This is a genomic window from Streptomyces sp. NPDC007095, assembly GCF_040634475.1.
Lineage (GTDB): Bacteria > Actinomycetota > Actinomycetes > Streptomycetales > Streptomycetaceae > Streptomyces.
The window spans coordinates 1-9,454 of record NZ_JBEYFS010000323.1 but is presented as its reverse complement, the minus strand read 5'-3'; the positions used below and the strand labels follow the sequence as shown (position 1 = coordinate 9,454).

Here is a 9,454-nt window from a genome sequence, read left to right as displayed (position 1 = left end):
CCACGGTCAGGCTGCGCCGGGCGAAGCCGGGAATGCCGCGTCCTGGCATGGCGAATTCGACGACGATGGGGTCCCCGGCGTTTTCGGGAGCAGGGCACCCCGGCGTCGAGGCAGGAGCCCCGACGTTTTCCGAGGCAGGCCTTCGAACCCCGCTACTGTGCTTGTCATGGCGAACGCAGAGATCGGTGTCATCGGCGGCTCGGGCTTCTACTCCTTCCTCGACGATGTGACCGAGATACAAGTCGAGACCCCCTACGGGCCGCCGAGCGACTCCCTGTTCCTCGGCGAGATCTCCGGGCGACGGGTCGCCTTCCTTCCCCGCCACGGCCGCGGCCACCATCTGCCGCCGCACCGCATCAACTACCGGGCCAACCTCTGGGCACTGCGCTCCGTAGGCGCCCGTCAGATCCTCGGACCGTGCGCGGTGGGCGGACTGCGCCCCCAGTACGGGCCGGGAACGCTGCTCGTGCCTGACCAGCTGGTCGACCGTACGAAGACGCGGCCCCAGACGTTCTTCGACGGGCTGCCGCTGCCGGACGGCACCGTGCCGAACGTCGTGCACGTGTCGCTGGCCGACCCCTACTGCCCCGTCGGCCGCAAGGCCGCCCTCGAAGCGGCGCGCGGGCGTGACTGGGAGCCGGTGGACGGCGGCACGCTCGTGGTGATCGAGGGACCGCGGTTCTCCACCCGCGCCGAGTCGCTGTGGCACCAGGCGCAGGGCTGGTCCGTGGTGGGCATGACCGGCCACCCCGAGGCCGCGCTCGCCCGTGAACTCGAGCTCTGCTACACCTCGTTGACTCTGGTCACCGACCTCGACGCGGGTGCGGAGGCCGGCGAGGGCGTCTCGCACGACGACGTGCTGAAGGTGTTCGCGTCGAACGTGGACCGGCTGCGGGACGTGCTGTACGACGCGGTGGCGGCACTGCCGGAGAACGGGACGCGGGACTGTCTGTGCACGAAGGCGCTGGGTGGCATGGATCCGGGTTTCGAGCTGCCGTGACGATGGCCTCGACGGACGCTCGGTGGCCGCCGAGGGGCGCCGAGAGGCACTGACCGGCGCTGACGGGCGTTTCCACGCCGTGGAACTTCCCGTTCGGGTGAGGGAGTTGTCCACAACTCGTCGGTAGTCCACCGGCGCCGACGGGCTCCGCCGCGAGGCCTCATCGTGGGATCGCAAGCCGATCTCTCGTCGCTGGTGGTGGTCCCATGGCACAGCACGCTCCTCTTGTACGCCCGCAGGACACGGCTCTCGTACGGGCGCCGGGCACGGATCCTGTACGTCCACCCGGTGTGGACGCGCCTCCGATCCGCGAGGTGCCGCAGTTCGCCCCCGTGCACGTGCGCGGCGGGCGGTACCGGCTGCGGCGCCTCACCCGTCACAAGCGGCGGGCCGTGGCCGCGGGGCTCGCCGTCACGGCGGCGGCCCTCGTGGCGGCGGGCCCCGGTGAGGCCGGGCGGGCGCGGGGCCATCCGACGGCGGCTCCTCCGTCCAGGTCCGCTTCCTCCTCCATGTCCTCTTCTCCCTCTTCCTCTTCCGAGTCCGAGTCCGTGCGGGGGCGGGGCGCGGTGGAGATGGTGGCGGCGCCGGTGCGGATCGCCGACGCGGCCACGGTGCGGCTGCTCAGGCCGGGCGACCGGGTCGACGTGATCGCGGCGGACGGTGGCAGCGAGGCCCGCGTGGTCGCGGCCGGGGCGCGGGTGGCCGAGGTCCCGGACTTCGCCGCCACCGAGACCGGGGCGCTGGTGGTCCTCTCCGTGCCCCGGGCCACGGCGGCGCGGCTGGCGGGCGCGGGCACGACGGCACGACTGGCGGTGACACTGTGTTGAGCGTCGTGCGCAATGCCGTACTGACGGCCTCCCTGGATATCGAATCGGTGTCAACTCTCTCGATCGTGCTACCGAATTGGACAGGTCCGACGGGCCCTGCCGTAGGTTGCGGAGCTGTTTGTTCCACAACTTGTGCAGAGGGGCCTCTTGGTGAGCGAGAAGAAGCAACCCGGTGTCTGGGAGGGCTTCAAGGCCTTTCTAATGCGGGGCAACGTCATCGACCTGGCGGTCGCGGTGGTCATAGGCGCGGCCTTCACCAACATCGTCAACTCGGTGGTGAAGGGCATCATCAACCCGCTGGTGGGTGCGATCGGCACGCAGAACCTCGACAGCTACAGCTCCTGCCTCAAACCTCGCTGCACCGGCACCGGGGACACGGCCACGGGCATCCGGATCATGTGGGGCTCCGTACTGGGCGCCACGCTCAGCTTCGTGATCACCGCGGCCGTCGTCTACTTCCTGATGGTGCTGCCGATGTCGAAGTTCCTGGCCCGGCAGGCGGCCCGGCAGAAGGCGAAGGAGGGCACCCAGGAGGTCATCGAGGTGTCCGAGCTGGAGGTGCTCAAGGAAATCCGCGACGCCCTGGTGGCCCAGCGCGGTTCGGGCAACAGCCACAACTGACGACGAAGGCCGGGTCCCCGCTCGGAACGCTCACGGACCGACTCCTGAAAACCGGGGCCGGGCTCCGCAAGCTCGGAGGCCGACTGCGGACCACAGCCGGGCTCCCGAAACACCGGGCCCAGCTGTGGACCGTCGGGGTCGGCGTCAGGCAACGCCGCGGCACGGCGGCTCAGATGTGGTGCGGCGGCTTCTCGTCGAGGAACCTCTTCAGGTCCGCCGCGCTGTCACCGTCACCGCCGGACTGCTCGCCCCATCCCCGGTCCGTGTCGTCCGAGGACTGCTGGCTCAGCGGGTCGTCGAAGATCAGCGTGGGCTTCGGAGCGCGCGGTGCGGACGCGTCACGCGGTTCGGGGGCGGCGGCGGTACTCATGCGTCCCAGAGTACGCCGACGGGCCCCCGGCCCACCCCGGTACGGCCGCGTCCTCCGGCCGCCAACCCGAGCGCCCTGGACTCTTTTCTGCTGTGCTTGGCCCCATGACGTCCAGCGCCGCTTCCGAACCCACCCCGACGCCCAGGACGGCCCGGCTCGGGCCCCTGCGCAAAATGACCGCCCGGAGGAGGGACGAGGCGCACCGCGTCGCGTCGCCGCTGGAGCTCTTCTTCGACCTGTGCTTCGTCGTGGCCATCGCCCAGGCGGGCAGCCAGCTGGTGCACGCCGTGGCAGCGGGACACGCGGGCGAGGGCATCCTCAACTACGCGATGATCTTCTTCGCGATCTGGTGGGCGTGGATGAACTTCACCTGGTTCTCCTCGGCGTACGACAACGACGACGCGCTCTACCGGGTCGTGACGCTGGTGCAGATCGCCGGTGTCCTGGTCCTCGCCGCCGGGGTGTCTCAGGCGTTCGAGCACCATGTGTACACGTCTGTCTGGCTCGGCTACGTGATCATGCGGTTCGCGTTGATCGCCCAGTGGCTGCGGGCGGCCCGCGGCGCGGAGGGCCCCGAGAAGACCATGGCGTTGCGGTACGCGGGCGGTGTGTTCCTTTGCCAGATCGGCTGGCTGGGGCTGCTGGTCCTGCCGGAGCCCGGGCGTCCCTGGGTGTTCCTGGTGATGGCGATCGCCGAGATGTGCGTCCCTGTGTACGCGGAGAAGGACTTCGTCACCTCCTGGCATCCTCACCACGTCTCCGAGCGGTTCGGCCTGTTCACGATCATCGTGCTGGGCGAGACGATCGCCGCGTCGACGGTCGCCGTGAAGTCGGCGGTGGACGAGCACGACGCGCTGGGCGAGCTGTTGCCGATCGCCTCCGGCGGACTGCTGATCGTCTTCGCCGCCTGGTGGATCTACTTCGTGGTGCCCATCCACGGGCATCTGCGGTCCAACAGACAGTCGTTCCTGTGGGGCTACGGCCACTACCTGATCTTCTCGTCGGCGGCCGCGATCGGCGCGGGTCTGGAGGTCGCGGTCGAGGAGGCGGTCGGTAAGACACAGGTCTCGACGCTCGCCGCGTCCGCCGCGGTGACATTGCCGACGGCGCTGTACTTCCTCACGGTGTGGCTGTTGCACGCGCGCTATTTCAAGGTGGGCATCGCACAGCAACTCGTCCTGCCGACGACCGCGTTGCTGGTGATCCTGTGCACCTTCCTGCACAGCTGGGCGGTGCTCGCGGCGGGCGTCGTGACGGCGCTGTCGGTGGCGGTCGGGGTGGCCCTGACGGCACGGATGGTCACAAAGGAGGGGGCGGGGACCGCGGGGCGGGAAACACTGGAGGCATGACAGTTGACGCTCTGACGGATGTCGCGGGGCTGCGCGTGGGACACGCCACGCGTACCGGCGACGGTTGGCTCACCGGCACCACGGTCGTGCTCGCCCCTGCGGGCGGCGCCGTCGCGGCCGTGGACGTACGCGGCGGCGGGCCCGGCACCAAGGAAACCGACGCGCTCGACCCCCGCAACCTGGTGCAGAAGGTGGAGGCGGTCGTACTGACCGGCGGCAGCGCGTACGGCCTGGACTCCGCGTCCGGGGTGATGACCTGGCTGGAGGAGCGGGGCCGCGGGGTGCGGGTGGGCCCCGATCCGGCACACGTCGTGCCGGTCGTGCCCGCCGCCTGTGTCTTCGACCTGGGCCGCGGCGGCGACTTCCGTGCGAGGCCGGACGCGGCCACGGGCCGGGCCGCGGTCGAGGCTGCCGACGCGAGCGGGCCGGGCGCGCCGGTGCCGGAGGGATGCGTGGGCGCCGGGACGGGGGCGACGGTCGGGCGGATCAAGGGCGGGGTCGGGACGGCGAGCGCCGTACTCGACTCGGGGATCACGGTGGCCGCACTGGTGGTGGCCAACGCGGCGGGTTCGGCAGTGGATCCGGAGACAGGGGTGTTGTACGGGGAGTTGTTGCGAGACGGTCGTACGGCGTATCCGTCCGCCGAGGTCCACGAGGCGGCGCGGCAACGGCTCGCCGAAGCCGCCGCGAAGAACGCGCCTCCCCCGCTGAACACCACGCTCGCCGTCGTCGCCACCGACGCCGACCTCACGCGCGCCCAGGCCCACAAGCTCGCCGGCACGGCACACGACGGCATCGCGCGCGCCGTCCGCCCGGTCCACCTCCTGAACGACGGCGACACGGTCTTCGCCCTGGCCACGGGCGCCCGCCCCCTCAATCCCGACAACCCCCTGGCCCTCAACGAGATCCTCGCGGCGGGCGCGGATCTGGTCACGCGGGCGATCGTCCGCGCGGTACGAGCGGCCGACCCGGTGGACGGACCGGGCGGGGTGTGGCCGTCGTACGAGGAGCTGTACGGGAGCGCCTAGGACTGGTCCTGGCCCGTGCTTCCGGGTGACCTGGTGCTTCCGCTGACGCCAAGTGGGGTCAGCGGCAGGGAAGTTCGCTGTGGGCCCGATGGGGATTGTCCCGGTTCTGTCACGTGATCGTGTTGGGCCGGGGACGGTGGGAACCCTTCGCGGCACCGCTCGCTCTTTCTCCACGCACTGGAGCGGATCACGCACATCACGAGAAACTGGAGCAGCCCGTGGCAACGCCGAACATGACAGCGCGACGCGCACTGGGGGCCTGTGCCGCCCTGATGGTCGGCGCCCTCACCCTGACCGGCTGCGGCGGCAACGCCAACGCCGACGCCAAGGACGGCAAGGACGGCGGCACCTCGGCCAAGACGTCCACGGCGAAGATCGTCATCTCGGCCAAGGACGGTGCGACGGACGCGTCCATCAACGCGACCGGTGTGAAGGTCAGCGACGGCAAGCTGACCGACGTGAAGATGACGGTGTCGGGGTCCGGGACGGCGGTGCCGGGGGCGATCACCGCGGACGGGACCGGCTGGAAGCCGACGGCGCAGTTGGAGCGCGGGACGAAGTACCAGATCTCGGCGACCGCGAAGGACGCGAGCGGACGCACGGCCGCCGCCAACTCCATCTTCACGACGGTCTCCTCGAGCAACAGCTTCATCGGCACGTACACGCCCGACAACGGCACCACGGTCGGCGTCGGAATGCCGGTGTCGTTCAACTTCAACAAGGTGATCAGCAACCAGAAGGCCGTGCAGTCGCACATCACGGTCACCTCCAGCAGCGGGCAGCAGGTGGTCGGGCACTGGTTCGGCTCGCAGCGGCTCGACTTCCGGCCCGAGGCGTACTGGAAGGCCGGTTCCAAGGTCACGATGAAGATCGACCTGGACGGCGTCGAGGGCGCGAACGGCGTCTTCGGGGTGCAGAAGAAGACGGTCACCTTCACCATCGGCCGCTCCCAGGTCTCCACGGTCGACGTCAACACGCAGACCATGACGGTCGTGCGTGACGGCGCGACGCTCAAGACGGTGCCGATCTCGGCGGGCAGCCCGGAGCACACCACGTACAACGGCCAGATGGTGATCTCCGAGAAGTTCGTCCAGACGCGGATGAACGGCTCGACGGTGGGCTACGGCGGCGAGTACGACATCCCGGACGTGCCGCACGCGATGCGACTGACGTCTTCGGGGACGTTCATACACGGCAACTACTGGTACAACCGCGGGAACCCGCCCTTCGGACGGCAGGGCACCAGCCACGGATGTGTCGGTCTCGCCGATGTACAGGGCGCGCAGGGCGACACCAGCGCGAAGTGGTTCTACGACAACTCTCTCGTCGGGGACGTCGTAGTGGTGAAGAACTCGCCCGACAAGACCGTCTCGCCGGACAATGGACTGAACGGCTGGAACATGTCCTGGAGTGCGTGGACCGCGGGAAGTACGGTCTGACCTGGGGCCGTTGACGTCACGGCGGGCCGCGCGGGAACTTGCCGCGCGGCCCGCTCGTTTTCTGTCCGTACGTTTTCTCGGTTCGCAGGATTGATGTCCGACCGAGGGGCTACGGTATGCACCCACAAGGTGACATGCAGCAACGCCGGGAGAAGCCTTGAGCGTTCCGTACGAGACAGCAGCGTACGAACCACCGGAGTCGCCCGAGTCTCCGGAGGAGCACCTCGAGCGGCTCCTCGGCCGTGCCCTGAACTCCTTCGAGCTGCCCGACGAGACGATAAGGCGGCTCGACTGCGCGCTGGCGCACGACAGTTCGCTGCACTCCGCGCACCACAGCGCGGGGCTGCACCGCGAGACGTACCGGCACACCTGGCTGCTCGCCGACGGCTCGGCAGTCACCTTATGGGAGCTCGTGCACAACACGGCGCTCGGGAGTGAGCCGCAGCACGAGGTGTATGTCGACGAGGAGGAACTGCGCGCCGCCACGGCCCGGCTGCCGCTGCCGCCGGACGCGCCGGACTTCGAACTGCCCGTGATGGTCCATCTGCCGCCGGTCCCCGAGCCGCGGCACGTCTACCTGACGGACGACTCGGCGGATCACGCGCGGCGGTTGCTGCGGCGGGCGGAGAACGCGGACCGGCCGGGGGCCGACATCACGACGCTGCTGCTGCGCACCGCGTTCGCGCACCAGATCACCCAGGCCTTCGGGCGCCCCTGCCGGGCGGGCCAGGTCGGGCTGTGCTTCTCGCTCTACGAGCACGCGTTCCTGCTCCGCGACGGCCAGGAGATCTCCCTGTGGGAGGTCGAACACACGGCGACGCCGGACGGCCGGCACATGTGCGAGGTCTATCCGACGGAGCACGCGGCGCGGGCCGCCATGGAACGCCGGGCGGCACGGCTCGCCTAGGACCTGTTCGTCAGGGGCGGCTGTCGCTGAACTGACGTACCAGGCCTGCGAACGCGGCGTGTTCCTCGGGGGTGAGCTCCACGGACTCCGCGGCGGGGCCGGACCGGAGCTGATGCGGCATGGCGCGGAGCAACTGTCCGTGGTGACGCACGGCGACCTCGGTGCGGGCGCGGCGCAGCAGGCGGGACAGGCCGACGACCCAGATGACGGTCGCGAGGGCGAGGACGGCCACGCCCATCAGCTGGAGGATCGACACATGCTCAGGCATGCCCTCCAGTAGACACCACGGTCCGGGACTTTGGCCCCGGACCGTGACGTATCTCGCAGATGCCCTAAAAGGGCGAGTAGTTGGCCGTTCAGGCCGCGACCGGCTCCTTGGAGTCGACCGTCGTCGCTATCGCGGCGTCGGCGACCCCCCTACCGGTCCCCTCGGGGGCCTGCTTGCGCATGCCCTTCAGGACGACCACCAGGGCGGTGGTGACACAGACACCGGCCGCGATGGCGATCAGGTAAAGGAACGGGTTGCCGATCAGCGGGACCACGAAGATGCCGCCGTGCGGGGCGCGCAGCGTGGCGCCGAAGGCCATCGACAGGGAGCCGGTGACCGCGCCGCCCACCATGGCGGAGGGAATCACGCGCAGCGGGTCGGCCGCCGCGAACGGGATCGCGCCCTCCGAGATGAAGGAGGCGCCCAGTACCCAGGCCGCCTTGCCGTTCTCCCGCTCGGTCTGGGTGAAGAGCTTGCCGCGCACGGTCGTGGCGAGCGCCATGGCCAGCGGCGGAACCATGCCCGCCGCCATCACGGCCGCCATGATCTTCATCGCCGAGTCACTGGGGCTCGCGACCGCGATACCGGCGGTGGCAAAGGTGTACGCGACCTTGTTGACCGGGCCGCCGAGGTCGAAGCACATCATCAGGCCGAGCAGCGCGCCGAGCAGGACGGCGTTGGTGCCGGTGAGGCCGTTGAGCCAGTCGGTCATGCCCTTCTGCGCGGAGGCGATGGGCTTGCCGATGACCACGAACATCAGGAACCCGACGATCGCCGCGGAGATCAGCGGGATCACCACCACCGGCATGATGCCGCGCAACGACGCCGGGATCTTCACCTTCTGGATCCCGATCACCACACCACCGGCGATGAGACCGGCGGCCAGACCGCCGAGGAAGCCCGCGTTGATGGTGAGGGAGATCGCGCCGCCGACGAAGCCGGGCACGAGACCTGGTCGGTCCGCCATGCCGTAGGCGATGTAGCCGGCCAGGACCGGGACGAGGAAGCCGAAGGAGACGACGCCGATCTGGAAGAACAGCGCGCCCCAGCTGTCCGCCTGGGTCCACAGGAAGTGGTCCATGACCGACGGCGCCTTGTTGATCTTGTAGCCGCCGATCGCGAAGCCGAGGGCGATCAGCAGACCGCCTGCGGCGACGAACGGGACCATGTAACTGACGCCGGACATCAGCCACTTGCGGAGCTTGGTGCCGTAGCCCTCGCCGGACTCACCGGCGCGCTCCACCGGCGTACCGGGCGCGGAGCCCGCGCTGACCTCGCCGCGCGCGGCCTTGCCACGCACCTCGGTGATCAGCTCGGCGGGCTTGTTGATGCCCGCCTTCACGCCGACGTCGACGGTCGGCTTGCCGGCGAACCGGTCCTTGTCCCGTACGGGCACGTCGTGCGCGAAGATCACACCGTCCGCGGCCGCGATGACCGCCGGGTCGAGCCGGGTGAAGCCGGCCGAGCCCTGCGTCTCGACGACGACCTCGACGCCCGCCTCGCGGCCCGCGTTCTCCAGCGACTCGGCCGCCATGTAGGTGTGCGCGATGCCGGTGGGGCAGGAGGTGACGGCGACGATCCGGAACGGACGCTCGCTCGTGGTGGTACCCGTGGCGGTGTCGGCGGAGGCCGCCGCCGACACCGC

Annotated in this window: 10 protein-coding genes; 7 read left to right on the top strand and 3 right to left on the bottom strand. The window is 70.0% G+C overall.

Annotated elements, in window-relative coordinates:
- Positions 1-166 precede the first annotated feature (166 nt).
- From ABZ656_RS53125 to mscL, 3 genes are all read left to right on the top strand, one after another.
- On the top strand, positions 167-1,000 hold the full coding sequence (locus ABZ656_RS53125) for an S-methyl-5'-thioadenosine phosphorylase (RefSeq protein WP_101404548.1): 834 nt from the start codon (positions 167-169) through the stop codon (positions 998-1,000).
- A 206-nt stretch (positions 1,001-1,206) separates the two neighbouring features.
- Entirely contained in the window at positions 1,207-1,827 is a 621-nt protein-coding gene (locus ABZ656_RS53120; protein WP_360279279.1) for a hypothetical protein, read from the top strand.
- Between the two features lie 150 nt (positions 1,828-1,977).
- Positions 1,978-2,448 carry a large conductance mechanosensitive channel protein MscL gene (gene mscL, locus ABZ656_RS53115; RefSeq protein WP_360279276.1) on the top strand — a complete coding sequence of 157 codons (471 nt, stop codon included), beginning with the start codon at positions 1,978-1,980 and terminating at the stop codon, positions 2,446-2,448.
- Positions 2,449-2,617: 169 nt separating this feature from the next.
- On the opposite strand, the gene ABZ656_RS53110 is transcribed toward mscL, so the two are convergent.
- Complete coding sequence (locus tag ABZ656_RS53110; RefSeq protein WP_101404545.1) at positions 2,618-2,818, bottom strand: hypothetical protein; 201 nt, start codon at positions 2,816-2,818, stop codon at positions 2,618-2,620.
- 104 nt (positions 2,819-2,922) lie between these two features.
- Between ABZ656_RS53110 and ABZ656_RS53105 the strand changes: the two genes are divergently transcribed.
- The 4 genes from ABZ656_RS53105 to ABZ656_RS53090 all read left to right on the top strand — a co-directional run bounded on the left by ABZ656_RS53105 (position 2,923) and on the right by ABZ656_RS53090 (position 7,541).
- The gene (locus ABZ656_RS53105) at positions 2,923-4,167 is read left to right on the top strand and encodes a low temperature requirement protein A (protein WP_360279273.1); all 1,245 of its coding nucleotides are present in this window, start codon (positions 2,923-2,925) and stop codon (positions 4,165-4,167) included.
- Positions 4,164-5,195: a P1 family peptidase gene (locus ABZ656_RS53100; protein ID WP_101404543.1), complete on the top strand. Its 1,032-nt coding sequence runs from the start codon at positions 4,164-4,166 to the stop codon at positions 5,193-5,195. Before ABZ656_RS53105 ends, ABZ656_RS53100 begins: the two co-directional genes overlap by 4 nt.
- Positions 5,196-5,413: 218 nt before the next feature.
- The gene (locus ABZ656_RS53095; protein WP_360279270.1) at positions 5,414-6,634 is read left to right on the top strand and encodes an Ig-like domain-containing protein; all 1,221 of its coding nucleotides are present in this window, start codon (positions 5,414-5,416) and stop codon (positions 6,632-6,634) included.
- A gap of 157 nt (positions 6,635-6,791) precedes the next feature.
- On the top strand, positions 6,792-7,541 hold the full coding sequence (locus ABZ656_RS53090; protein ID WP_101404541.1) for a DUF6227 family protein: 750 nt from the start codon (positions 6,792-6,794) through the stop codon (positions 7,539-7,541).
- A 10-nt stretch (positions 7,542-7,551) separates the two neighbouring features.
- Here the strand turns inward: ABZ656_RS53090 and ABZ656_RS53085 are convergent, their stop codons facing one another.
- Both ABZ656_RS53085 and ABZ656_RS53080 read right to left on the bottom strand, forming a co-directional pair.
- Positions 7,552-7,809, bottom strand: a complete 258-nt coding sequence (locus ABZ656_RS53085; protein ID WP_101404540.1) for a hypothetical protein — start codon at positions 7,807-7,809, stop codon at positions 7,552-7,554.
- Between the two features lie 88 nt (positions 7,810-7,897).
- Positions 7,898-9,454: fructose-specific PTS transporter subunit EIIC (locus ABZ656_RS53080; RefSeq protein ID WP_360279267.1), on the bottom strand; the 1,557-nt coding region annotated here is incomplete at its 5' end.

Coding starts and splice junctions, on each gene's coding strand:
- ABZ656_RS53125 (WP_101404548.1), top strand. CDS start 167: ATGGCGAACGCAGAGATCGGTGTCATCGGCGGCTCGGGCTTCTACTCC.
- ABZ656_RS53120 (WP_360279279.1), top strand. CDS start 1,207: ATGGCACAGCACGCTCCTCTTGTACGCCCGCAGGACACGGCTCTCGTA.
- ABZ656_RS53110 (WP_101404545.1), bottom strand. CDS start 2,818: ATGAGTACCGCCGCCGCCCCCGAACCGCGTGACGCGTCCGCACCGCGC.
- ABZ656_RS53105 (WP_360279273.1), top strand. CDS start 2,923: ATGACGTCCAGCGCCGCTTCCGAACCCACCCCGACGCCCAGGACGGCC.
- ABZ656_RS53100 (WP_101404543.1), top strand. CDS start 4,164: ATGACAGTTGACGCTCTGACGGATGTCGCGGGGCTGCGCGTGGGACAC.
- ABZ656_RS53085 (WP_101404540.1), bottom strand. CDS start 7,809: ATGCCTGAGCATGTGTCGATCCTCCAGCTGATGGGCGTGGCCGTCCTC.